At 44.8% G+C, this 23,091-nt stretch carries 22 protein-coding genes; 9 read left to right on the top strand and 13 right to left on the bottom strand.

The genetic code is table 11. From position 1 onward, the window contains the following. Nucleotides 1-63 precede the first annotated feature (63 nt). The 5 genes from QL982_RS02630 to QL982_RS02610 all read left to right on the top strand — a co-directional run bounded on the left by QL982_RS02630 (nt 64) and on the right by QL982_RS02610 (nt 5,459). Complete coding sequence (locus tag QL982_RS02630) at nt 64-522, top strand: c-type cytochrome (protein WP_290163834.1); 459 nt, start codon at nt 64-66, stop codon at nt 520-522. A gap of 49 nt (nt 523-571) precedes the next feature. Further along, on the top strand, nt 572-1,588 hold the full coding sequence (locus QL982_RS02625; RefSeq protein WP_290163833.1) for a MoxR family ATPase: 1,017 nt from the start codon (nt 572-574) through the stop codon (nt 1,586-1,588). A gap of 213 nt (nt 1,589-1,801) precedes the next feature. Further along, nucleotides 1,802-2,818, top strand: a complete 1,017-nt coding sequence (locus tag QL982_RS02620) for a hypothetical protein (protein ID WP_290163831.1) — start codon at nt 1,802-1,804, stop codon at nt 2,816-2,818. Beyond that, on the top strand, nt 2,815-5,076 hold the full coding sequence (locus QL982_RS02615) for a DUF3488 and transglutaminase-like domain-containing protein (RefSeq protein WP_290163830.1): 2,262 nt from the start codon (nt 2,815-2,817) through the stop codon (nt 5,074-5,076). Before QL982_RS02620 ends, QL982_RS02615 begins: the two co-directional genes overlap by 4 nt. A 95-nt stretch (nt 5,077-5,171) precedes the next feature. Then, a complete protein-coding gene (locus QL982_RS02610) occupies nt 5,172-5,459 on the top strand; it encodes a DUF4031 domain-containing protein (protein WP_290163829.1) in 288 nt (95 codons plus the stop codon). A 91-nt stretch (nt 5,460-5,550) separates the two neighbouring features. On the opposite strand, the gene QL982_RS02605 is transcribed toward QL982_RS02610, so the two are convergent. Both QL982_RS02605 and QL982_RS02600 read right to left on the bottom strand, forming a co-directional pair. Further along, nucleotides 5,551-6,069, bottom strand: a complete 519-nt coding sequence (locus QL982_RS02605) for a DUF302 domain-containing protein (RefSeq protein ID WP_290163827.1) — start codon at nt 6,067-6,069, stop codon at nt 5,551-5,553. Between the two features lie 111 nt (nt 6,070-6,180). Continuing rightward, nucleotides 6,181-7,101 (bottom strand): LysR family transcriptional regulator, encoded by a 921-nt coding sequence (locus tag QL982_RS02600; RefSeq protein WP_290163825.1) that lies wholly within the window; start codon nt 7,099-7,101, stop codon nt 6,181-6,183. A gap of 292 nt (nt 7,102-7,393) precedes the next feature. On the opposite strand from QL982_RS02600, the gene QL982_RS02595 reads away from it, so the two are divergent. Beyond that, a complete protein-coding gene (locus QL982_RS02595; RefSeq protein WP_290163823.1) occupies nt 7,394-8,524 on the top strand; it encodes an S-(hydroxymethyl)glutathione dehydrogenase/class III alcohol dehydrogenase in 1,131 nt (376 codons plus the stop codon). Between the two features lie 119 nt (nt 8,525-8,643). Here the strand turns inward: QL982_RS02595 and QL982_RS02590 are convergent, their stop codons facing one another. Next, complete coding sequence (locus tag QL982_RS02590) at nt 8,644-9,339, bottom strand: haloacid dehalogenase type II (RefSeq protein ID WP_290190150.1); 696 nt, start codon at nt 9,337-9,339, stop codon at nt 8,644-8,646. Between the two features lie 44 nt (nt 9,340-9,383). Beyond that, nucleotides 9,384-10,037 (bottom strand): DsbA family oxidoreductase, encoded by a 654-nt coding sequence (locus QL982_RS02585; protein WP_290163819.1) that lies wholly within the window; start codon nt 10,035-10,037, stop codon nt 9,384-9,386. A gap of 364 nt (nt 10,038-10,401) precedes the next feature. Here QL982_RS02585 and nfsB point away from each other — a divergent pair, with 364 nt between their 5' ends. Both nfsB and QL982_RS02575 read left to right on the top strand, forming a co-directional pair. Beyond that, the gene (gene nfsB / locus QL982_RS02580) at nt 10,402-11,058 is read left to right on the top strand and encodes an oxygen-insensitive NAD(P)H nitroreductase (RefSeq protein ID WP_290163818.1); all 657 of its coding nucleotides are present in this window, start codon (nt 10,402-10,404) and stop codon (nt 11,056-11,058) included. Between the two features lie 369 nt (nt 11,059-11,427). Further along, nucleotides 11,428-11,985 carry a GNAT family N-acetyltransferase gene (locus tag QL982_RS02575; RefSeq protein WP_290165762.1) on the top strand — a complete coding sequence of 186 codons (558 nt, stop codon included), beginning with the start codon at nt 11,428-11,430 and terminating at the stop codon, nt 11,983-11,985. Nucleotides 11,986-12,033: 48 nt separating this feature from the next. Here the strand turns inward: QL982_RS02575 and QL982_RS02570 are convergent, their stop codons facing one another. The 6 genes from QL982_RS02570 to QL982_RS02545 all read right to left on the bottom strand — a co-directional run bounded on the left by QL982_RS02570 (nt 12,034) and on the right by QL982_RS02545 (nt 16,238). After that, nucleotides 12,034-12,714 (bottom strand): histidine kinase, encoded by a 681-nt coding sequence (locus tag QL982_RS02570; RefSeq protein WP_290165761.1) that lies wholly within the window; start codon nt 12,712-12,714, stop codon nt 12,034-12,036. Between the two features lie 450 nt (nt 12,715-13,164). Next, nucleotides 13,165-13,779, bottom strand: coding sequence for a hypothetical protein (locus tag QL982_RS02565; RefSeq protein WP_290165760.1), 615 nt, complete (start codon nt 13,777-13,779; stop codon nt 13,165-13,167). Nucleotides 13,780-13,820: 41 nt separating this feature from the next. Then, on the bottom strand, nt 13,821-14,438 hold the full coding sequence (locus tag QL982_RS02560) for a hypothetical protein (RefSeq protein ID WP_290165758.1): 618 nt from the start codon (nt 14,436-14,438) through the stop codon (nt 13,821-13,823). A gap of 91 nt (nt 14,439-14,529) precedes the next feature. After that, nucleotides 14,530-15,279: a PhnD/SsuA/transferrin family substrate-binding protein gene (locus tag QL982_RS02555; protein WP_290165756.1), complete on the bottom strand. Its 750-nt coding sequence runs from the start codon at nt 15,277-15,279 to the stop codon at nt 14,530-14,532. Nucleotides 15,280-15,282: 3 nt separating this feature from the next. Further along, on the bottom strand, nt 15,283-15,777 hold the full coding sequence (locus QL982_RS02550; protein WP_290165754.1) for a PAS domain-containing protein: 495 nt from the start codon (nt 15,775-15,777) through the stop codon (nt 15,283-15,285). 98 nt (nt 15,778-15,875) lie between these two features. After that, nucleotides 15,876-16,238, bottom strand: coding sequence for a roadblock/LC7 domain-containing protein (locus tag QL982_RS02545; protein WP_290165752.1), 363 nt, complete (start codon nt 16,236-16,238; stop codon nt 15,876-15,878). 998 nt (nt 16,239-17,236) lie between these two features. Between QL982_RS02545 and gdhA the strand changes: the two genes are divergently transcribed. Next, a complete protein-coding gene (gene gdhA / locus QL982_RS02540; RefSeq protein WP_290164078.1) occupies nt 17,237-18,583 on the top strand; it encodes an NADP-specific glutamate dehydrogenase in 1,347 nt (448 codons plus the stop codon). A 276-nt stretch (nt 18,584-18,859) separates the two neighbouring features. On the opposite strand, the gene hutI is transcribed toward gdhA, so the two are convergent. From hutI to hutH, 3 genes are read right to left on the bottom strand one after another with little or no spacing between them, the layout of a single operon-like run. Further along, nucleotides 18,860-20,200: an imidazolonepropionase gene (gene hutI / locus QL982_RS02535; RefSeq protein ID WP_290164077.1), complete on the bottom strand. Its 1,341-nt coding sequence runs from the start codon at nt 20,198-20,200 to the stop codon at nt 18,860-18,862. A 47-nt stretch (nt 20,201-20,247) separates the two neighbouring features. Beyond that, nucleotides 20,248-21,306, bottom strand: a complete 1,059-nt coding sequence (gene hutG, locus QL982_RS02530; protein WP_290164076.1) for a formimidoylglutamase — start codon at nt 21,304-21,306, stop codon at nt 20,248-20,250. A gap of 23 nt (nt 21,307-21,329) precedes the next feature. Then, nucleotides 21,330-22,892 carry a histidine ammonia-lyase gene (hutH, locus tag QL982_RS02525; RefSeq protein WP_290164075.1) on the bottom strand — a complete coding sequence of 521 codons (1,563 nt, stop codon included), beginning with the start codon at nt 22,890-22,892 and terminating at the stop codon, nt 21,330-21,332. Between the last annotated feature and the right edge of the window lie 199 nt (nt 22,893-23,091).

Below are 23,091 nucleotides of genomic sequence, written 5' to 3'. Positions count from 1 at the left end.
AAGCCAATATGCCATATCGTTTATGGCATGGTGATAATATTCCTCAACCAAAGATTGCTAAAAATGCCACTTATCAGTAAATATCAAATGAGCAGTCTACTGGCTGCTGTTCTGTTGCTTGCGGCTTGTGAGAAAATCCCACCTGACCACCGTGCTCCCGTGACTTTGCCACTATATACCGAGGGAGATGCTGACAATGGGTCGATAATTTATAAAGATGCTTGTGGTCAGTGTCACCAACGTAATGCAGGCCTGAATAAAAAAGGCCCACAATTAATGAATATATATGGTGCGCCAGCTGCCCAGCTAAAGGACTACACCTATAGTAAAGGGCTTTCAGCATCAGGGTGGGTATGGGATGCTGAAACGCTCGACCCATACATTGCAGATGCACAAAAAACCATGCCAGACTCAAAGATGTTGTCTGATCCTATGCCAGATGCCAAAGAGCGTGCCGATATTATTGCCTATCTATCAACGCTCCGCGCCGCTGCACCGACCGTCACAGATGATGTAAACTGACATCTGGTTTATCATCGTTATGACCTAAAAAATGAGCCAATAATCTCCTATGACCCATGCAGCTAACGATACATCATTATCATCACCTCAGCCAATAGCGGCCACCCTTAGCCCATCTACGCCTGATATTAAACATAATCAGCAAAAAATTGCACAGCTGATTGAGCAGTTAAATCAAATCGTGCTAGATAAACCACAAGTGGTCAAATTAGCGCTCAGCGGTATATTGGCAGGTGGGCATTTACTGTTGCAAGATTTGCCTGGTATGGGAAAGACGACTTTGGCGCAAGGCTTGGCGCAATTGCTAGGTTTGAGCTTTAGTCGGGTGCAGTTTACCAATGACATGCTACCAGCAGATATCTTAGGTATGAGTATCTACGACCAAAACAAACAGCAATTTGAGTTTCGTGCTGGTCCTATCTTTACTCAGTTATTACTCGCTGATGAAATCAATCGCTCCAGCCCAAAAACCCAAAGCGCGCTACTCGAAGCGATGGAAGAGCGACAAGTCACGCAAGACGGTCAGACTTATCCTTTGCCGCAGCCTTTCTTTGTGATTGCGACCCAAAATCCATTGCAACAAGCAGGCGTCTATCCACTTCCTGAGTCGCAGCTCGATAGATTTTTATTATGTTTGTCACTGGGGTATCCATCGCCTGCCGCAGAACGTGAATTGCTAAAAGGTGAGGATCGTCGAGAGCTACTCAAAGATTTAGACACCGTGCTTGATACTGAGGCTGTGCTGCTGGCTCAGCAGGGAGTCAGGCAGGTTTATGTGGCAGATGTGGTATTGGATTATCTACAAAGGTTGGTTGCAAAAACTCGCGCAAGCCAAGAGTATCATGGCTTATCACCGCGTGGTGTGCTGTCGCTACAACGTGCCGCCCAAGCCCATGCCTATGTATCGGGATATATGGAAGTGACGCCTGAAGATATCCAAGCAGTGTTTGCGGCGGTCACTGACCATCGCCTTGGTCAGCGCTTTGTACCTGCGCATGTGACTGGCGGGCAAGCGATGAAAACCATCGCACAACGTATTCTAGCAGAAGTGTCGGTCATCGCTTAGCAGCGGATGTCCGCCATTTAGCAGTGGTTTGATACATAGTCAAAGGCACATAACTCAGACACGATATCAGGCTTACTCAGCCTACTATGCGTGGTGCGTTTACTCGCTTTGTTTGTATCTAAATTATCTAGAATCGACTATTTCGTTCTATTCCCGAATCTGTCAGTCACATACCGACAGCATCGTCAATGAGATGGCAACAATAGGGTAGTCATGAGCTTGTTACCAAAGGCCTTAACCGTACCAATCACCTCAGCACTGAGCCGTTGGTTTGCTTCGCGCGCACCCAAAAGTGATCGTGCTACGCTTAATTTGCGTAACGTCTATATTTTCTTTAGCCGTGAAGGCCTCCTATTTGCCGTATTATTAATCATCACCTTTATCGCTGGTATCAATTATGGCAATAATTTGGTGTTGGGTTTGTGCTTTTATCTGATCAGCATTTGGCTTATTAGCTTTCATGTTACGTTTGCCCATATATCGGGCTTGAAAGTACGCCTGCTAGAAGTCAGCATGACAGAAGCAGGCGCGCCTGTCTGGGTTACGCTGCAATTGAATAGTGACAGTCGCCAGCCAAGGCGTCAGTTGCTATTTGAATTTGAGCCGTTAGCCACTCAAAATAAAAAACATGGCACCAACGCACCACACTCAGTACTCATCACACGGCTACAAGGTGAACAAGTCATTCGACTGCCTATTCAAACCAATATTCGCGGTGAGCTTGAGCTGCCACGGTTAAAAATAAAAACGGTTTATCCTCTAGGTATCATGCGTGCATGGTCTTATATCTATTTTACACGCACGGCTTGGGTCTATCCAAAACCTGAAGCCTTTGATTGGCAAGCGCAGTATGCAATCGCCAGCTTGGAGGATTTACCAACAGGCGGGCAGCATAGACAAGGTCAGGACGACTTTGAGCGGCTAGACAATTATATCGAAGGTGAGTCACTGGCTCGTGTCTCTTGGGGGCATGTGGCACGGGGGCAAGGCATGCTGACCAAGCACTTCGCTGATCCTGTCGGTCATGAGCAAACCCTCGATTATGCAGATATGCCAGCCGCACATCACGAACAGAAACTTGCCCAGTTGGCTTATGGGGCGCTGACGCTAGGTCAGCTCAGCGTACCGTTTCAAATGCGTTTACCCAATGATACTCCTGCGACTGCGGTGATGGGTGACGGCGAAACCTTTGCGCAAGCGTGCTTGCTAAGGCTTGCGAAAGCACCATGATTAATTCTAAACGCTTTTCTTCCACTAATATTGAAGCACTATCTACAGAGCATTCTGCGTCCGATGCTGCAAAAACGGCCAGCTTTGGGCAGTTGGCCTTAGGTCAAAAAATGATGCTTCAGACTGAGCGAAATGAGGCTAAATGGTATCGCAAGTTACTGGCACTGCCAGCCTATTATTGGGTATTAATCGCCCAAGTAGCTGTCATATTGCCGCATGCTGCACATTTGCCACCATGGTTGATAGGGTTTGCCGTTGTCAGTATCATCGCCCAGTTGCCACGTATCAAGGCTAAGTTTAAAAAACTCTCACATTTAAAGCGTGTTTATCAAGGCATGCAAATGCTAGGATTTTTGCTGGGATTGGTAGGTCTATGGATGACCTACAATACGGCGTTTGGGCTCGATATGGGCGTGGCATTTTTAGTGCTATGCTTAATCAGTAAGTTGTGGGAGTTGTATAAGCGCCGTGATGCCTATGTGGTGCTGAATCTATCATTGTTTGTACTTGCTGCTTTGTTTTTGATGGATCAAGGGTTACTGACTACTTTAGAGGTGATCGTCGGCACAGTAATAGTATTGTTGGCGTTTATTGCGCTCAACGATGATAGCAATGCTAGCGGTGATGGACGCCTGCGGACATTGGGTGTGTTAGGCGTTGGCGCGTTGCCATTATTGGTGGTGCTATTTCTGTTTTTTCCGAGACTGCCGCCGCTGTGGTCAGTGCAGCTCTCAGGTCAGCAAGCCGTTACTGGCGTCTCTGACAGCATGTCGCCTGGTGATTTTGCTAATTTAGGACAGTCTACTGAGCTGGCTTTTCGGGTAGAGTTTGCAGATGAGCGTCCACCGCAGCAGCAGCTGTATTGGCGTGGTTTGGTATTTAGTGATTTTGATGGGGTTACATGGCGACCCGCCTCCCAAAAGGATCAATGGTCGTCGAGATTGCAAGCACCTGCATGGATTCAAAATGCCTTCGCCACTATCCCTGACGAAGCAAGGGCAGCACCTGTCAATTACAAGGTTATCTTAGAACCCACTCAGCAAAATTGGTTATTCGGACTTGATTATCCATTTTCTCAGCAGCCAGATATCAATACCACATCAGACTTTACTTTAACCAAAGATCAGCCTGTTACGCAGCAGCTCCGTTATGATGTATCGCAGTTTGCATCGATGCGTATTGACCCAGTTTTGACAAAGGCATCAAGACGCGAGAACCTTGCTTTGCCCAACGAAGGTAATCCACAAGCACATGCGCTTGCTAAGCAGTTATTTGAGCAGTCAGGTTCAGACCCTGTTCGCTACATCGCTGCTATTGAGCAATGGATCAATCGAACCGAGTTTCGCTATACGTTGTCGCCACCACGCCTCAATAACAATCGTATTGACGAGTTTTTGTTTGAAACCAAAGCAGGGTTTTGTGAGCATTATTCTTCAAGCTTTACCTTTATGCTACGTGCCGCTGGTATTCCTGCGCGCGTGGTAGCGGGCTATCAAGGCGGTGAGCCGAGTCGCAATGGCAATGTATGGGAAGTGCGGCAAATGGATGCGCATGCATGGACTGAGGTTTGGCTTGAGGGCCAAGGCTGGGTACGTGTTGACCCGACGGCCTTTGTGGCGCCTGAGCGAGTAGAGCAAGGCATGAATACGATGACTCAGCAGCAAGGGGCGGCTATGTTTGGCAATGGTGCCAGTGCGCAAATCAGCTATCAGCAGTATCAAATGCTACAAACGCTACGCCGATTATCAGACCAAGCGAGCTACTACTGGCAAAAAGACGTGGTCGGCTACGACCAAGACAAACAGGCAGACTCGCTACTCAAATGGTTCAATATCAGCTCCATCATGCAGCAAATAATTTGGTTAGCAGCCAGTGCGGTTTCCGTCATGGCGGTCTTGGTATTCGTCATCTGGTATCGCCGACGCAAACGCTGGCACCCAGCAGACCTGCCGCTTGCCCAGCTCTCAAAACGCGTTGCCAAGCACGATAAATTATTAGCCCGCGATGATAATGAAGGACAATTGGCTTGGCTGGAACGTTTGGCATCGGCTATTGACAGCCGTCAGGATGACACTGCTCATTCTACGAGTCAGCTAACAGATAGCAATGATCCAATCGTTATTCAGGCAAAGCTTGTTGAAATCAGACAAAACTATCGTCAGTTACGCTATGGACGACTGAGTACATTTGATGCCAGTCATAGTGAATATCAGAAATTACTCAAACAACTCAAAAAAGATGTGCACGAATTGTTATAGAAATTTTGATGATGACATCATTGAGTTGCTAAGTTATTTTGAGCTGACTACAAGATAGATGGGCGAACCAGTGAATAGGTAAGAAAGGCGGTTATATGGCGATATATGTAGATTTCGTGCAGATAAAATTCAGAGGCCATAAGTGGTGTCATATGCTTGCCGATAGCTTGCAAGAGCTGCATGACTTTGCGGCGTTCATTGAATTAGATGAGCGTCTATTCCATCGTACTGCCAGTTATCCGCATTACGATATCACCGTACAAATGCGTGAAATCGCTATTGCACAAGGTGCTATTCCTGCCGATCGCAGAAAAATTATCGAGTGCGCAAAGAAATTAAAAGTAGAGTTGAATGACCAGATAGAGCAATCTAGTCATTCTTAATATGAGGGATTTTCAAGTAAATAAGTAATACTTCCACCGCACATTTCACTTATTTACTCGAATGTATATTTATTCAACTATACTGAGCGCATTATTTTGCGGTGGCTGCAGTACTGATAGCGTTAAGTGCTTTTGAGATATTAGCAATCTCGGTATCGCAACCTTTGATATTGTGACGTGTCTTGAGGTAGTCAGGGTTGTTATACGACAGCCATACTTTTTTATCTGCATCTTCACTGATGAGGATTTTTTGCGGCAAATCAATGGCAACAGTTTGCTCACAGTTCATCAATGGCGTACCTGCTTTAGGGTTACCAAACATAACGACTTGCGTTGGTCTCAATGATAAGTCGACACTTTGTGCATTTTTCTGATGATTGACTCGTGCAAATACCTTCATACCCTTGCTTTCGATAACTGAGACCAGTTTGTCTGCGGTATCTTGGACGGAGTGATTGCTCTGTAAAGTTACCAAGCCTTTTTCAGCATTGATAGAGGTTGTGGTATCTGTTATAGCACCAGTGCTACTGGTTTTATTTAGCAGCGTATCGATACTGGCACAAGAGGAAACGGCCACTGCTAGTGCAGCGATAGAGACGATTTTAATCATAATGATACCTATAAGTTGTCTGTAGTATGGTCAGTCCTAACTATAATGAGCAACGCCGAATATTCATTGTGCGTAATCAGGTTTGTGATTGCAATACGTCTTAACAGAACGTTAAACCAAATGTTCTGCTAGATAATCTACGAGCAGCCTAATCTTTGGTGATAAATGACGGTTATGTGGATAAATGGCCCAAATGCTTTCTTCGGGCTCTCTATAGTCATCAAGTAAACTGACCAACTCCCCAGACGCTAGGTATTTTTGCACATAATAATCTGGCAGCTGGACGATGCCCAAGCCTTTTAGCGCAGCATCAACTAGGCTGTGACCACTATTATATTGAATGCTCCCAGAGACGCGCAGGTTCCTTTCTACGCTCGTTTGTTGGTTGTCCGTCTTACCATGAGTATTACTGTTCTCTTTTGTTTTAGTAGTATCTATAAAGTGCCAGTAGTCGCGAGTGCCAAGTAAGCAGTTATGTTGACTCAGCTCGCTCAAAGCGTGTGGTGTGCCATATTTATTAAGATAAGAGGGTGCCGCGCAGACAAAGTTGGTGCGACGACTAAGTTTCTTTGCCATCATCGTCGAGTCATGCAATTTGCCGATGCGAATCGCTAAGTCGTAACCCCCTTCAATCAAATCGATCTTTTGATTACTCAAAAAAGCCGTCACTTCGATATCGCTATATTGCATCATGAAATTATTAATCAGCGGCAATAATTGCTGCTCGCCATAAGTGACAGGAGCGGTCAGTTTGATCCTGCCTTGAGGCTTTAATTGTAAGTTGCTTACGGCTTGCTCAGCGGCATCCAAGCCATCGAGCACACTGCGGCAGTGCTGATAGAATACACGTCCTTCTTCGGTTAATGAGACCTTGCGTGTGGTTCGATATAGCAGCTTTATATTTAAGCGTTTCTCTAACGCGCTGATCTGACGGCTGACTTGTGCCGTCGAGATACCCAGCTCTTTTGCACCATGCGTAAAGCTCTCGAATTCTGCGACATAGACAAACTCACTAATTCCTTCCCAGCGCATGATTATTACCAATATGTAAAAGATATTTGCAAATATAGCATATTGTTATCCGCTCAGAAATAAATATAATGGTTAGTATCAATGTAAACAGATGGTGTTTTACTGTCATCGATGCTTGCCTATAGAGGGCAGGCAAGATAAGCTCAGTCTATCTTTATTTGTTTTAGCCATGGATATAGTCAGTATCAAAATACATAGAATACGCTAGCAAGTGATTAGAATTGCTTGTACTTATGCCAAAGTGGTTAGGCCACAATCCACCAATAACAATCAATTAAAAAGAGAGGTTCTTATGTCAGATAAATTTATTAAGTCAAAAGCCGCCATCGCGTGGGGGCCAAACCAGCCACTATCTATCGAAGAAGTGGATGTCATGCTGCCACGTAAAGGCGAAGTATTGGTCAAAATCGTGGCCAGTGGCGTTTGCCATACCGATGCATTTACGCTCTCTGGTGAAGACCCAGAAGGTGTATTCCCTGCGATCTTGGGTCATGAAGGTGGTGGTATCGTTGAGCAAATCGGCGAAGGCGTGACCAGTGTTCAGGTCGGCGACCATGTCATTCCGTTATACACGGCAGAATGCGGTGTTTGTAAAATGTGTACGTCAGGCAAAACCAATCTATGCTCGGCGGTACGTGAAACCCAAGGTAAAGGCTTGATGCCGGATGGCACCACGCGCTTTTATAAAGATGGCGAACCAATCTATCATTACATGGGCTGCTCAACCTTCTCTGAATATACGGTCTTACCAGAGATTTCTTTGGCCAAGGTAAATAAAGAAGCCCCGTTAGAAGAAGTTTGTTTGCTTGGTTGTGGCGTTACTACTGGTATGGGTGCAGTCATGAATACTGCCAAAGTCGAAGAGGGCGCTACCGTTGCTATCTTTGGTCTTGGTGGTATTGGTCTGTCAGCAGTGATTGGTGCTGCGATGGCAAAAGCCAGTCGTATCATTGCAATTGATATCAACGAAAGCAAGTTTGAGCTAGCAAAAAAGTTAGGTGCCACTGACTGCATTAATCCAAAAGACTATGACAAGCCAATTCAAGAAGTGATTGTTGAACTGACTGACGGCGGGGTTGATTACTCATTTGAATGTATTGGTAATGTCGATGTCATGCGTTCAGCGTTAGAGTGCTGCCACAAAGGTTGGGGCGAGTCGGTCATCATCGGTGTCGCTGGTGCTGGACAAGAAATCTCAACCCGTCCGTTCCAGTTAGTGACTGGTCGAGTCTGGCGTGGATCAGCATTTGGCGGCGTAAAAGGTCGTTCAGAATTACCAGGCTACGTTGAGCGTTACTTAGCGGGCGAGATTCCTTTACAAGACTTCATTACGCATACCATGCCATTAGAAGACATCAACGAAGCGTTTGACTTGATGCATAAAGGCGAAAGCATCCGTACGGTTGTACATTTCTCAGAGTAATCAATAAAGACAGTAACGACGTTATTGTCTTAGAAATACTTTATTAAAAAAGGCTGCTTCGATATTGAGGCGGCCTTTTTTTAATGTTACTTTCACACATAGCTTAGTGGTTAAATGTATCAAGCATTCTTTTTGCTAATGATTAGATCCGCTAATGTCGATAAATCTGATGCGGTCAAATCAGGAACTGGTACATTGGGCGCGTTCAGCATTGCATTGTAAGGACGGGTCAAAAATGCACCGCGACAACCAGCCGCTTGTGCGCCTATAGTATCCCAGAGATGACAGGCGACAAGGCATAAATCTGACGTATCAACGGCTAGCGTATCAGCCACCAATTGGTAAGTATCAGGTGCTGGCTTGAACTTGCCAACAGTCTCAATGCTAAAGTGCTGCTCAAAGAATTGACTGAGACCAGCTTTTTCTAATGGCGTTGGGGACGCACTGCTTGCTGAGTTGGTTAGTGTGACCAGTCGAAACCCTGCATCGCGCAAACGAGTCAGTGCTGGCGCTGCATCAGGATGCGCAGGCAACGCGTTCATTATTTCTTTGAACTCATTGATATCGTCGTCTGTCAAAGTCACTTGTCTGATATCAGCAACCATTTGCAATGCACCAACTGCCAGCTCGCCAAAAGGCGTGTAAAAGCCAGATAAAGTCATGGTCTGCGAGTACAACACCAGCTGCGCAAACCATTCTCGCAGCACTCTTTGCTTGCCAAAGACGCGGGTGAATAAAGGCGTTAGCGTGTCGATATCGAGCAGTGTTTCATTGACATCAAACACGATAATTGAAGGAAAGTGTTCAGAAGACATAACGTGTCCTTTTAGAGAGTGATATTTTTATAATGGCAGACAATTTACTCAGTCATGTTGGCCAACTGCTCTAAGATACTGATGTAGTTTTCAACTCCTTGAGCACCGCTAACCAGATGACGCTCATTAAAGATAATGGCCGGAACACTTTGAATGCCTTGCTGTTGCCAATGCTGCTCTTCTGTTCGCACTTCTTTCGCAAAAAACTGACCTTCCAACACTGCCAATGATTCACTACGATCAAGACCAGTCTCTGCTGCAATATCGGCAAGCACGTTGATATCGGAGATGTCTCTGTTATTGGTGAAATGTGCGGCAAACAAGGCTTGCTTTAGCTCATGCATGCGGCCTTGTTGATCAGCGAAATGTAGCAGCTGATGCAAATTAAAGGTGTTGTGCATACGTGTATCATCATTGAAATTAAATTCAAAGCCAACTTCCTGTCCAGCTTCAGTCATTCTGACTCGGCTATCATCTGACTCTTGCTTGGTCGAGCCATATTTTTCAATGATGTGCTCACGTAGGTTTTGACCTTCGCTTGGCATGTTTGGGTTTAGCTCAAACGGATGCCAGTGGATAGTGTGAGCGGTATTGGTTTGCTCAAGTGCTGCTGCCAATTGGCGATAGCCGATGACGCACCAAGGGCAGACGACGTCTGAGACGATATCTATTCGGAGTGGTTTTTCTGATGTGCTCATATTTCCTCGCGGGTATTATTATGTATGTTTTATTGGGGGCTTGTAGATATTGGCATATCGGATAAAATTATCCAGACAGTCCGATTTGCTAACGAGCAAGTCAGTCAATATTAAGAGAATGATTGACTGATTACAATGCACTCTGCGTTACGACTTAGGTAGCTTAATTGTAATCATAACCAATGAGAAAGTAGGCGTTATTGCAATACGCTGACTGACCAATAACAAAACCCATGAATACTTAACCAAGCATTCATGGCAATAAGATTAGTTTTCATTTAGAGTGGCCTTGTCAAAACGATAACCCAAGCGTCAACTCGTCTAAGAGACGATGAACCTTTCATACTTATTATAGGAACCATCAATGAAAAATATCACCGAAGCAATGAACTGGCGTTATAGCACCAAAGTATTTGATACTGATAAAAAAATCTCAGCAGAAGATTTTCAAAGTTTAAAAGATATCTTGCGCCTCAGTCCTTCGAGCACCAATATTCAGCCTTGGCATTTTGTCATTGCTGATGATGAGGCTGGTAAAGCTCGAATCGCTAAAGGCACGGATGGCATGTATGGATTTAATACGGCAAAGGTAAAAAATGCTTCACATGTCATCGTATTCTGTAGTCGTGTCTATGCTGATGATGCATTTTTAGATGCCATACTAGAGAAAGAAGATGCTGACGGCCGTTTTGCGGAACCACAATTTAAAGAGCAAATGCATCAAGTCCGCAAGATGTTTTTGGACATGCGTCGTTATGAGCAAAAAGACGAGCCACATTGGTTGATAGAGCAGCTATATCTCAATATGGGCGCTCTGCTACTAGGTGCAGCGACTTTAGGTATCGATGCTGTACCGATGGAAGGGGCGGATTTAAAAGCACTTGATGAAGAGTTTGATTTGCGTCGTAAAGGCTATACAGCCGTTGCCATGGTTGCGCTTGGCTACCGTAGTGAAGACGACTTTAATGCTGAACTAACTAAATCGCGCTTTGATGAAGAGACCATTATTACAAAAGCTTGAGCTATCAAAAAAGCTTAAGCTATCACGACAGCCTCATGAAATGATATGGTCGATCTTGAATAAAATGGACACACGACACTAGGGTCTGTTGAACATTCAAATATTAGGGCTGCTGATTGCTAAAATTGCACCAAATTAGGCGCAAGCCGACGATAATGTCGAGACCTTAACTAGGATTGCAACAACGTTTGGGGTGATTTTAGCATCAGCCTTTCAGGGCAGTACTATTTTCTGCCAATATATGGCGAAATTGTTTAACCTAGAATGACTAGGCGTCAAAAATTTCACTGCATATTGTCTAAAAAATAGTGACTGCCAGCACCACATTTGAATGTTCAACAGACCCTATACTAGTAGGGCCAGTAGAACATGATAGAAACAGAACGTCTATACCTGAGGCAGTGGCAATCAAGTGACTTTGCGAGCTTTGCTGAGATCAATGCTAACCCAGAAGTTATGCGGTACTTTCCTAAGCTATTAACCACTAAAGTAAGCGATATCATCGCCAATAAATGCCAACAGCTTATTCAGGATAACGGCTGGGGGCTTTGGGCGATTGGCCTAAAAGATCGTGAAGAAAATAGCGGTCATTTTATCGGCTTTGTTGGCTTGAATGACACGCATACGGACATGTCATTTGCCCCTGCGGTCGAGATTGCTTGGCGGTTACATAGTGACTATTGGGGGCAAAGGTATGCCACGGAAGCCGCTCGTGCGTCTTTGGATTTTGCCTTTACTGAGTTGGGGCTTGAGGAAGTGGTGTCATTTACGGCGGTCATTAATAAACGTTCGCAACTGATTATGCAGCGTATTGGTATGATTGATACGCAAGATAACTTCTATCATCCTGCGCTCAATGCGACTCATCCGCTTGCTGAGCATGTGCTGTACAAGATTACCCGTCAACAGTGGCAAGATATTATTTAGCAGTGACAAGGGATATAGGGAATACACTATAAAGCTGCTCTGTCTCTTTTATTCGTTTTGGCCCATTTTATCCCGAGAAAACGTCAAGATATGGCCCTTAAAAGGCAAATCTAGATAAGCGGTATTCTCAGGCTTAATGTGCGTACTACTAAAACCAAACTCAGTCATCTTATTGGTCAGTTTGTTTTTGCGACCGCGACCAGGGTCGACCACGATGACCTCACATGCGGGCATAGCATGACGCACTATAAACTCAGCCAAGATATCAATGTGTTGATCTTCATAGAGCAAATCACTGCCGATAATCATATCAAACTTACCCAGATGGCTATTGTCTTCTGCCCAGTCTAAACGCTCAAAATTGATCTCTTTATTATTATTTAGCGTGGTATTTTTATCAAGGAAATACTCAACGGTCGGATGATAGTCGGTCGCTGTGATGTCCGCATGTCTATGGTTGAGCAGCAGACTGGATAGTGCCATGCCGCAGCCCACTTCCAAAATACGTTTGCCTGCAATATTGTAATCGAGCATGTGGTTAGCCAGTACCAAGCTTGACGGCCATATTACCCCAAACATCGGCCAAGAAGCAGAGCAAATACCCAGATTCAATGCCTCATCATCAGGGTCGCTAAATTGTTGGTTGTCACGTAAGGTGCAAATATGGATGTCGGTATTGCCAATTTCAATCGTTTGATAACGCACGCGCACAGTGGTCAGCGAAGTCATAAACTGTCCTAAAAAATAAGCAAGAATGCAAAGTTTGGCAGAGGTTGCCATTTCAGTAAGGTATGACGTTGGAGGAGATGGTTTAAATCTTGGAGGTTTTATAAAATGGTCTTGTGTAAACGCTGGAATGTGTAGAGATTTAAACACGGCAAGAAAAAGGTTTTCATGCGTAAGGGGAGTATGACCGAAAACTTGGCAAGTTGTTGTTAATTATGGAGGCATTGTGATTGCTGCGCAAAATCAGCAAGCGTCAGTAGGTGACAGAAAGGATGCACAATCTGCAGTCGGCTGCCTTGTATCCGTTTTAGACTTCTTTGACTATAGGATGCGTAAGAGCAGTGCGCTTGGATTCATACAATCGCACTGCCGATCATGACAATGCGGAAGGGTAACGTGAAAGGGTAGTGTGGAAGAATAGTATTTAGCACTCTATCAACTGATTCGGCTGAATCAATTCAGAAATCTTAAGCCAGATGTTTTGAGCGCCCATACCAGCTCTACAAAGGCACGACTGTTGGTCAAAGGCTCTCCATCGATGATAAGTACATAGCCTGAACCATCAATCCATAAAAACACAAAGCTGGTCTCAGGAATGAGTAAGTCGACTTGCTGAAAGAACGAGATTGCTTGGCTTTCTACTGCCCAGCCGCGTTGCTTTTGGCGTATCATAAAACCCGAAAAGTCAGCGGCCGCGACACTGAGCATATCCGCTTCTTCTTGACTATAGCCAATCCGCGCCAAACAAAACCCTTCATCCGAACCGATAGCAGCACGGCGTTTGCCAGATAAGCTCGCCACCACATAGGGCAAAAACTGATCTAATGGCAAATTGGGTGCTGGCAAAAACAGAGACAGTTTTTCAATCCAACCGTGTTCTATAAAGCTTTGTAGCCATTCATCAGAATAGCGCTGTAGCCAATCAGCAGCGAGGAGTGTCTGCCCATAAGCCAACAAATCCTGTAGTGCCTGTTGCTTATCAGTGGGTTCGTTTTGTGAAAACGCCTCAAAAACACCAGCTGGCGTGAGGGTGAGATAGGTTTTATCAGCATTCAAGTAAGAGGACATAGCGGCTACCATTGTGATGAAAGTGAGAAATGGGCGATAAATTAGGTCTTGACGGTCTGATCAAGATGTTGTTGACAGTTGTTCCAACGCTCATCGAATTGCCAGTCACTTTTGCCCAAGCGAAACCATACTAAAGAGAAGGCAAGTCGATCATGACGCGCAATACAGTGCGAAAAAAACTCATTTTCGATTTGCTCAATCGTTCCCCAATCTTTGTCATCACGCGCTTGCATTAGCTCAGCCGTGATGTCTTTAGCGATTTCTTTGGCATCATCGCTGCTGATACGCAACCGCTGATTTTGCTCATTGAGAGAGGGCGATATAAGCACGCTCCAGCGAGTTGCCAGCATACTATTGCGCTGAACATATCTTTTTTTGCTAATACAATCGAGAAACCCTTGCTGGATATGAGGGTACAAACGGTCCTTGATACGGGTAAATAGGTTATTTACATCGTAAGGAATATCAAACCAACAGCCATAAAAAAAGTCTGCAACAGCACCTTGTAGCGGTTCTTTTTCAGGAAGTAGTAATGCTGCATTGATGCGCAGCTCATGAAAATGACGGTTGTTGGGTGCCAAAAATACTTTACGCGAGTAAAAGCGAAAGACTCGGTGTGCGACTCTCTCGTTTTCTTTGATAAGCTCTGAATCAGACATAATAGTACCTTCTAAGTCATAGTCCCTATCGAGCGAGCCTCAATAGGCTATGACTTCAATAAGCAAAATGATGCAACATATAGACTAATAATTAGTCTAATAACGTCTGCATCAAATCAATCATAAATTCAGCATCTTCTTCATTCATAGCCTCAAATCCTTGAGGCATACCAAGCTCAGCCAAGGCTTCTTTGCCATCGTCATCGTTATGCAAATTGAGAATGGCATCCATAAAGATTTTCGCATCAGGGAAGCCTTCTTTGATAAGAAGTACATGGCTGATATCGGCCAAGTCACTTTCGATAAGCACCGATAGCTGAGTTTTGGTCAAGCGTGAGAAACTGTGGAAGATCTCTGCTAAGAAAAACGCGGCTTGGGCATCACCTTTGATGACTTTACGGGCCGCCGCTTGATAGGTCTCGGTCACATCCCATGTGAGATCAGACTCTTCTATATCGACAGCTTCTAGCAAACGTAAGCCAATCAGTTTGACATCTCGGTTGTCTGCCATGGCGACAGTCGCACCAGCATGAATGTCTTCTAAACGAGTGATATCGCTATTGGCTGCTGCCGCAATGACCATCTCATCAGACTTGCCGATAGGACGAGCGACGGCTCGGTAGCCTTGCTCACGGATGAGGGTGGCTGCATCAAAAGGGTTGGCGTAAATGACCTGAATGTCACCTGCATTAATGACCTGTTCTTGCTCAGCATGGGATGCAGGGATATTGAGATGCATGTTTAGGTTGGCACGTTTTTGAATCAACGTATTGAACATGTGCCAGCCAGCAAAGCGCTCAGGCGAAAAATCAGGAGCGATTAACATATTGTGTGTCGTCATGATTCAGCCTTCCTCATTTTGTTTCATTTGGGCATACTGAGCCATTGCCGCTTCAATTTTGCTGCGTGATGGCTTGCGTCTTACCGAGGTATAGCCGACGGTTTCGCCGCGACGGATATTGGGCACGACAGTGGCATAGACCCAATAATGACTGCCATCTTTGCATAAGTTTTTGACATAGCCATGCCATTTTTTTCCAGACTCAGCGGTATCCCATAAGTCTTTATAGGCGGCTTTTGGCATATCGGGATGACGCAAAATGTAGTGCTGCTGGCCAATCAGATCGTCCACATGATAGCCACTGATTTCGACAAAGGCATCATTGACGTGCGTAAGAATGCCGTCCAGATCGGTACGTGAGACAATCAGTTTACCATCTGGATAGGGACGTTCTATACCAGTATCATAGACAGTCCGCGACGTGCCATCATGATACGTCAGGATGATTTGCTCAGCAGGCATATCAGGCTTGTGTGCATCAGGGATTGGAGAACCCATGGTCATCTCCTTCGTTGGTTGTTATATTTATAATGAGTAACAAGCGGGTAGATATGGTGCTTGTCAAGAAAAAACTAAATCCGATAAGCCGCCGCCAATTAAATGAGCTTTGCAAGGGCTTCTGAAGCGCGCTTAATATCTAAGAATATCAAACCAAGCTTGGCATTCGGTTTTGCCATAATGGTGAGTACAGCTTCATCACCTGATGAGGTCATAATAACATAGCCTTTTTCGCCTTGAATCATGATGCGATCAATACTACCACGAGCCAATTCACGACCTGCACGGTCACCCAATGACAATAACGCTGCTGACATGGCGCCAACACGGTCTTCATCAACGCCGGTTGGTAGCGCTGAGGCTATCATAAGACCATCGTTAGAGATTAGGGCGGATGCTTCAACATCTGCTGATGAGCTGTTTAAGTCTTCCAATATTTGCTGGAATGAGTTTGTACGCATATCGCTTTCTCTGTACTGTTTGTTGGTTTTTATTTATGGGCTAATCTAGGGCATGTTCTCAATCTGAGCTGTCACCTCTAAAGGGACTAAAAATGGCTAAATTTTTGCCAAACTGCGTCAAGTAGCTTGCTAATATCCTGATATTATCTGTACTACTTTCCTGGTTTGGTTACCATTTATCACATTCTTATCACCATTTTCAAAATGAGGACACGGCCTAATAGCGTTAGCCAAAAATATTCTCGTTTTAAGAGGGGTATTATAAAGCCTTACTATTAATATTGATATACATTAGTTCAAATAAAAACCCAAATTATTAGGTTTTTATACCGTTTATGGTCAAATATTGACCTTTTGTCTCCATTTTATAGGGATAAAAACACAAATGCCTATCGATATCTAATGTATCGACGCATGAAAAACAGAATAAGGATGAGTCATTAGGGCGTGTCCTCATTTTAAAAATGGTGATAAAAATGAGATAAATTGCCGTCAAACGAGGAAGATAGTGCAGATAATATCGAGATATTGACCAACTATTTGACGATGTTTGGCAAAATTTAGCTGTTTTTAGCCCATTTAGAGGACACTCGTTTGAATTGAGGACACGCCCTAGTGCCATTTTTAGCCCATTTAGGTGACTGTTGATTGGGTGGAGGACGTGTTCTAATCAATCGGTGTTTTCATCTGCTATAACAGTAGCCGCTTAGAGGATACTCATAAAAACCGTTTATGACTTTTCTTGATGTTGATATTTACTAGACTTATGCGCTTCAATAATGATATATAGTTATGAGATAAAAAATATTCTTGTCTCTGAATCTGCCAGACAGATATCAATTCAGTCAGCTTTTTTAATCCCATTCATCTCTACAAACACCAGTATGTAGCGATGATGTCAGTGTTGCATCAGTGTTCACAATCCTCTCGTTTGTTGTCATACGACGTGACATCGATGCAGATAAGCACGATCACCATTTTTACCCTAAGGAAAAAATATGAGTATCAGTCAGGCCATCAAAAAAGTCGAAGCACGTTATGCGCATCAGCCAGAGTTTATTCAAGCAGTAAAAGAAGTGGCGGTTACTATTCAACCTTTATACGATGCGCATCCTGAATATAGTGCTTTGAAAGTATTTGAGCGTTTGGTGGAGCCTGATCGGGTATTTGGTTTTCGTATTAATTGGGAAGATGATCAAGGTGTCGTACAGATCAATCGTGGCTGGCGTGTGCAATTCTGTAATGCTTTGGGCCCTTATAAAGGCGGTCTCAGATTCCATCCTACCGTCAATCAGTCAGTACTAAAGTTCTTAGGCTTTGAGCAAATTTTTAAAAATGCCTTAACTGGCTTACCGATTGGCGGCGGTAAAGGCGGATCAGATTTCGACCCTAAAGGTAAAACAGATAGTGAGATTCGCCGTTTTTGTTATGCCTTTATGCGTGAGCTACATCATTACGTGAGCAAAGACATGGATGTGCCTGCTGGTGACATCGGCGTCGGTGGTCGAGAAGTTAGCTATATGTTTGCGATGTATAAGAATTTAACGCGTGAATCAACAGGGGTTATCACTGGCAAAGGCGTGGGCTTTGGTGGCAGCTTGATGCGTACAGAAGCGACTGGCTACGGTTCGGTTTATTTCTTGGAAAATATGCTTCTCGCCCAAAATGACATGCTCAAAGGTAAAAAGGTACTTATATCAGGGGCAGGTAATGTCTCATTACATGCTGCCGAAAAAGTGAACGCGCTTGGCGGTATGGTCCTAACTGTCTCTGATTCACAAGGGACGTTGTATGATGAAAAAGGCCTTAATCAAGAAAAAATCGATTGGCTCAAAAAACAAAAACAGCAAAATAAGCCATTGGCAGAGTATGTCGATGTTTATGGTGGTCAATGGCTTGCCAAACAAAAACCGTGGCAGTTTAAGGCTGATATTGCGATTCCATGTGCCACTCAAAACGAAGTCAATGAAGCTGATGCCAAACTGTTCGTCGAAAATGGTGTGAAGTATGTGGTCGAAGGCGCGAATATGCCGCTCACTGCGGAAGCGATTGATTATATCCGTTTACACCGAGTCCATTATGCCCCTGGTAAAGCGGCCAATGCTGGCGGCGTGGCAGTGTCTGCGCTTGAAATGTCGCAAAACTCTGTCCGTCAATATCAAACCTTCGAGCAAGTCGATGAGCGTCTAAAAGGTATTATGAAAGATATCCATGACAGTGCTGCGAATGCTTCAGAACAATATGGTCAAACTGACAATGGATATATCGATTATATGGCTGGTGCCAATATGGTTGGTTTCAAACGTGTGGCGGATGCGTTGGTCGCTTTTGGTATTTTGAACTAGTTTTACTTCTAAGGGTTAAACATGCTCTAGGGCGTGTCTTCATTTCAAAAATGGTGATAAAAATGAGATAAATTGCCGTCAAACAAGAAAAATAGCGCAGATAATATCGGGATATTAACCAGCTATTTGACGATGTTTGGCAATATTTAGCCCATTTAGATGACTATCGAGTGAATTGAAGACATGCTCTAGTAGTTGGTTCATACGGACAAATAGCAAAGCCCCAATCATTGAATGGTTGGGGCTTTTTAATTGAGGTAAACAAAGGTAGGTTGACTACATCCTCTCGCGCCATTGTCCTTGAACCATGATACCTTGGATAGGGTTTAGTCCCATCTGATAGGCCAAGTCAGCAGGACGGGCGATATCCCATAGCGCCAAATCAGCATCACAGCCCACTTCTACTTTTCCTTTATTCGGTAGTCCTAACGCTTGAGCTGCATAGACGGTCGAGCCTGCCAGTACTTCTTCGGGTGTGAGGTAAAACAGCGTACAGCCCATATTCATCGCTAATAAAAGCGACGTCAACGGTGAGGTGCCAGGATTACAATCGGTTGAAATCGCCATAGGAACGTGATGTTTACGTAAGGCTTCAATCGGTGGCAACTTGGTGTCACGTAGCGTATAAAACGCCCCTGGCAATATCACAGCAACCGTATTGCTAGCGGCCATTTTCTTGATGTCTTCTTCTGATAAATGCTCTAGATGATCGCTCGATAGCCCTTTATATTCAGCAACCAAAGCACTACCACCGATATCAGACAGCTGCTCAGAGTGCAGTTTGACTGGTAGATCTAATGAACGCGCTACTTCAAACACTCGTCTAATTTGCTCTGTACTAAAGGCGATATTTTCACAAAAGCCATCTACTGCATCAACCAAGCCTTCTGAATGCAGAATTGGCAGCCACTCGCAAACTTGCTCAATATAGTCGTCCGCATGGTCTTTGTACTCAGTGGGTAGGGCATGCGCTGCTAGATAAGTGGTGCTCACATGAATGTCGTGCTTTTCACCCAGTTGGCGAGCGACCGTGAGCATTTTGCGCTCCGTGTCTAAATCCAAGCCATAGCCAGACTTGATTTCGATACTGGTGACGCCTTCTTTCATAAGTGCGATTAAGCGTTTTTCACTTTGGGCAAATAGCGATTCAATACTGGCAGCGCGGGTAGCACTGACAGTCGCGACAATACCGCCACCTTGTGCTGCAATGTCTTGATAACTGACACCTTGCAAACGTGCTTCGAACTCATTACTACGGTTGCCACCATAGACGATATGCGTGTGACAATCGATAAGCCCTGGGGTTATCCATTTATCATCTACATCTGTGATTTGGCTAGCTTGATATTTAGGCAAGTGAGCAGTGATTTGATTCTGTGTGCCAATCCAAGCGACTTTGCCACTTTTAATACCGATAGCCGCGTTCAGTAGCTGTCCGTATGGGATGCTATCAGCGTGCTCATTTGCATCACTACCTATATCAATACCAAAACCATGCTGCGCTGAAAAGGTGGCAATATTGGCGTTAATAATGACGTGGTCAAATGATGTCGTAGTAGATTCGTCGAGCGTCTGTTCTGTAGGGTTTTTCAATACGGAGTTCTTTGATTCATTCATAATATGCTCCTGATTTTTGTGAAGTCGATGATCTTTGTTGGCAAGATCTAAGCGCTAAGTAAGTACTGCTCTACAATAATCGCTAGTAAGCGAGCAGCGACTTTGCAGCTACGACTGTCAATATCAAAGGTAGGATTGATCTCAGCAATGTCTGCCATTTTCACTTTGCCTGATGCCATAATGGTTTTAACCATACGCTCAACGAAACCTAGCTCAATACCAAAGGCGGCAGGCGCACTGACACCCGGAACGACACTAGATGGTAAGCAATCCATATCGATGGTCAAATACACGATATCGACCTGATCTATAAAGCTTTTAACTTGCTCAGCAAGTGTATCCCAAGGCTGATAATGACAGTCTTCATCGCTAATGACCTGTACGCCCAATTGCTCGGCACGATCAAAGAGCGCCGCCGTATTAGAGAATCGACTAACGCCGATACAGCAATAATGAAAGGGCTGACCCTGTGCATCAAGATGCTCGGCAATCTGGCGAAATGGTGTCCCAGAAGTCGCTACATCAGACTGACGAATATCGAGATGGGCATCGAAATTAATAATCCCGATAGTAGGCGCTGTGTTTGTGCTGATAGTTGCTTCGCTTGTATTTTCTAATGCCTGCCATAATCCTAAAAAGCTACCATAAGCAATAGCATGACCACCACCCAATCCGATGGGGAGTCCACCTTGCTTGACGATTGTACTCACTGCATTGGCATATTTGAGCTGAGCTTGCTCAAGAGAGCTGTCGGCAAAGCCATCATTATCATCACAATGAATGTCGCCAGCATCACCCAACAAGGTTGATAATTGACCATCAAAACGTTGTTGCAATTCAGCGATGACTGGCAGCGTAGCAAAAGCTCGACGAATCAATGGCGGGGCAGCTCTAGCACCTACGCGACCTTGATTACGTCTGACGCCTTGATCACATGCAAAACCGATTAGCCCAATATGTTGTTTCTTATAGGGCTGAGCAAGCTGATACCAATAGCGGGCACGTGCAGTCTCGAATAGCTCTGCACGCCCTACCCACTGGGTCATATCAGCAGGTGTATGGCTAATGCGTGTGGTAGTCGTTGCTGCTGTTCTCGCTATGGTCATAGCTGCTCTCCGCACATTAATATTTATTTAGACTCGTACCAATCGCTGCGTAGTGACTGCCAGTGTTCAGCAAGCGTACCGTCTAATACTAACTGCTTGGCCGCTTCGATATCAGGGGCTAGGTAGCGATCTTTGTCATAGAAAGTCACTTGTTCACGTAGTTTCTGATGTGCCACAGTCAGCGGCTCTGACGTATCTAATCTACGATGAAAATCAATCCCTTGACCAGCAGCCAATAGCTCAATGCCGATGATGGTGGCAGTGTTTTGCGCCATCTCATATAGGCGGCGTGCGCAATAGGTGGCCATAGACACATGGTCTTCTTGGTTGGCAGAAGTCGGGATGCTATCGACGCTACCAGGATGGGCGATAGATTTGTTTTCTGACGCCAGTGCTGCGGCGGTCACATGAGCAATCATAAAGCCTGAGTTCACCCCAGCATTGTCAACCAAGAATGGCGGCAGACCACCTGATAGAGTCGCGTCGATTAGCAAAGCGACACGGCGCTCAGACATAGAACCAATCTCAGCGATAGCTAACGCTAGAATATCTGCGGCAAAGGCGACAGGCTCGGCATGGAAGTTACCACCTGATATAGCAACTGGCCCATCTTCGTTATTAAAGATAAGTGGGTTGTCAGTTACTGCATTGGATTCGATTAATAAGGTTTTTCCTGCTTGATTGATGATATCAAGGCAGGCACCCATGACCTGTGGCTGACAGCGTAAGCAATAAGGGTCTTGTACTCTATCGTCTTGCTCGCCATCGTGTGAAGCACGAATAGCACTGCCTTTGATGAGTTGACGATGTGCTTTGGCGATTTCGATTTGACCATGATGGCCACGTACTTCATGAATACGTGCATCAAATGGTGAGTCCGAGCCTTTCGCTGCATCAATCGACATCGAGCCGACGATGGTCGCAGTTTCAAGTAAATCACGCGCTAAGAAATAACCACGTAACGCTAGCGCGGTTGAGACTTGCGTACCATTAATCAGTGCAAGGCCTTCTTTAGCTGCAAGAGTAATAGGCTCAAGCCCATGCTGCGCTAGAGCAGCAGCAGCAGGTACTTTTTTACCAGCGACAAACACATCGCCTTCGCCCATCATTGCCAGCGTCATGTGTGACAACGGAGCTAAGTCACCAGATGCGCCAACTGAGCCTTTGGCTGGAATATTTGGCGTAATTTGATTGTTGATTAAGGCTAGTAAACTGTCCACCACCTCGCGGCGTACACCAGAGACACCTTGTGCTAGGCTGGCGACTTTCATTACCATAATCAATCGCACGACGCTGTCTGGTAACGCTTCACCAGTGCCCACAGAGTGAGAAACGATAAGGTTGCGCTGAAGTAGCTCAAGCTGATCATCACTGATACGCGTCTTTGCTAAGAGGCCAAAACCAGTATTGATACCATAAGCGCTTTTGTCTCGTGCAATGATGGTACGTACATCTTCGTGAGAGGCATCTATCGATTCATAAGCACTCTCAGGTAGTGTCAATATGACAGGCTGCTCATAGATATCACGTAGCATTTTAAAGCTAAGCTGGCGAGGGTGTAGGGTTAGTTGTTTGATGTCGTTCATAGGGGTAATCCTAGTGTGGTAAGTCATATAGCCATTCCACTATAAAAGTATTACAGCGTTAACCTCGCTTGAAGTATCACATATACATCTACACTCGGTTGCCTTGTACTACTTTTAAATTGAATCGACTATATGGGTTATATGATTTTTAATGCGTATCTTTATTAAAATGAAGTTGTTGAAAGGTTTTAATCAACGA

It is taken from the genome of Psychrobacter sp. 5A.1 (assembly GCF_030407455.1).
In the GTDB taxonomy this organism is placed as follows: domain Bacteria; phylum Pseudomonadota; class Gammaproteobacteria; order Pseudomonadales; family Moraxellaceae; genus Psychrobacter.
The sequence above is the reverse complement of the archived record's forward strand: the minus strand, read 5'-3'. Positions and strand labels throughout refer to the sequence as shown.

Excerpts from the sequence above, each read along its gene's own strand:
- QL982_RS02630 (WP_290163834.1), top strand. The coding sequence starts at position 64 with ATGCCACTTATCAGTAAATATCAAATGAGCAGTCTACTGGCTGCTGTT.
- QL982_RS02625 (WP_290163833.1), top strand. The coding sequence starts at position 572 with ATGACCCATGCAGCTAACGATACATCATTATCATCACCTCAGCCAATA.
- QL982_RS02620 (WP_290163831.1), top strand. The coding sequence starts at position 1,802 with ATGAGCTTGTTACCAAAGGCCTTAACCGTACCAATCACCTCAGCACTG.
- QL982_RS02615 (WP_290163830.1), top strand. The coding sequence starts at position 2,815 with ATGATTAATTCTAAACGCTTTTCTTCCACTAATATTGAAGCACTATCT.
- QL982_RS02610 (WP_290163829.1), top strand. The coding sequence starts at position 5,172 with ATGGCGATATATGTAGATTTCGTGCAGATAAAATTCAGAGGCCATAAG.
- QL982_RS02605 (WP_290163827.1), bottom strand. The coding sequence starts at position 6,069 with ATGATTAAAATCGTCTCTATCGCTGCACTAGCAGTGGCCGTTTCCTCT.
- QL982_RS02600 (WP_290163825.1), bottom strand. The coding sequence starts at position 7,101 with ATGCGCTGGGAAGGAATTAGTGAGTTTGTCTATGTCGCAGAATTCGAG.
- QL982_RS02595 (WP_290163823.1), top strand. The coding sequence starts at position 7,394 with ATGTCAGATAAATTTATTAAGTCAAAAGCCGCCATCGCGTGGGGGCCA.
- QL982_RS02590 (WP_290190150.1), bottom strand. The coding sequence starts at position 9,339 with ATGTCTTCTGAACACTTTCCTTCAATTATCGTGTTTGATGTCAATGAA.
- QL982_RS02585 (WP_290163819.1), bottom strand. The coding sequence starts at position 10,037 with ATGAGCACATCAGAAAAACCACTCCGAATAGATATCGTCTCAGACGTC.
- nfsB (WP_290163818.1), top strand. The coding sequence starts at position 10,402 with ATGAAAAATATCACCGAAGCAATGAACTGGCGTTATAGCACCAAAGTA.
- QL982_RS02575 (WP_290165762.1), top strand. The coding sequence starts at position 11,428 with ATGATAGAAACAGAACGTCTATACCTGAGGCAGTGGCAATCAAGTGAC.
- QL982_RS02570 (WP_290165761.1), bottom strand. The coding sequence starts at position 12,714 with ATGACTTCGCTGACCACTGTGCGCGTGCGTTATCAAACGATTGAAATT.
- QL982_RS02565 (WP_290165760.1), bottom strand. The coding sequence starts at position 13,779 with ATGTCCTCTTACTTGAATGCTGATAAAACCTATCTCACCCTCACGCCA.
- QL982_RS02560 (WP_290165758.1), bottom strand. The coding sequence starts at position 14,438 with ATGTCTGATTCAGAGCTTATCAAAGAAAACGAGAGAGTCGCACACCGA.
- QL982_RS02555 (WP_290165756.1), bottom strand. The coding sequence starts at position 15,279 with ATGACGACACACAATATGTTAATCGCTCCTGATTTTTCGCCTGAGCGC.
- QL982_RS02550 (WP_290165754.1), bottom strand. The coding sequence starts at position 15,777 with ATGGGTTCTCCAATCCCTGATGCACACAAGCCTGATATGCCTGCTGAG.
- QL982_RS02545 (WP_290165752.1), bottom strand. The coding sequence starts at position 16,238 with ATGCGTACAAACTCATTCCAGCAAATATTGGAAGACTTAAACAGCTCA.
- gdhA (WP_290164078.1), top strand. The coding sequence starts at position 17,237 with ATGAGTATCAGTCAGGCCATCAAAAAAGTCGAAGCACGTTATGCGCAT.
- hutI (WP_290164077.1), bottom strand. The coding sequence starts at position 20,200 with ATGAATGAATCAAAGAACTCCGTATTGAAAAACCCTACAGAACAGACG.
- hutG (WP_290164076.1), bottom strand. The coding sequence starts at position 21,306 with ATGACCATAGCGAGAACAGCAGCAACGACTACCACACGCATTAGCCAT.
- hutH (WP_290164075.1), bottom strand. The coding sequence starts at position 22,892 with ATGAACGACATCAAACAACTAACCCTACACCCTCGCCAGCTTAGCTTT.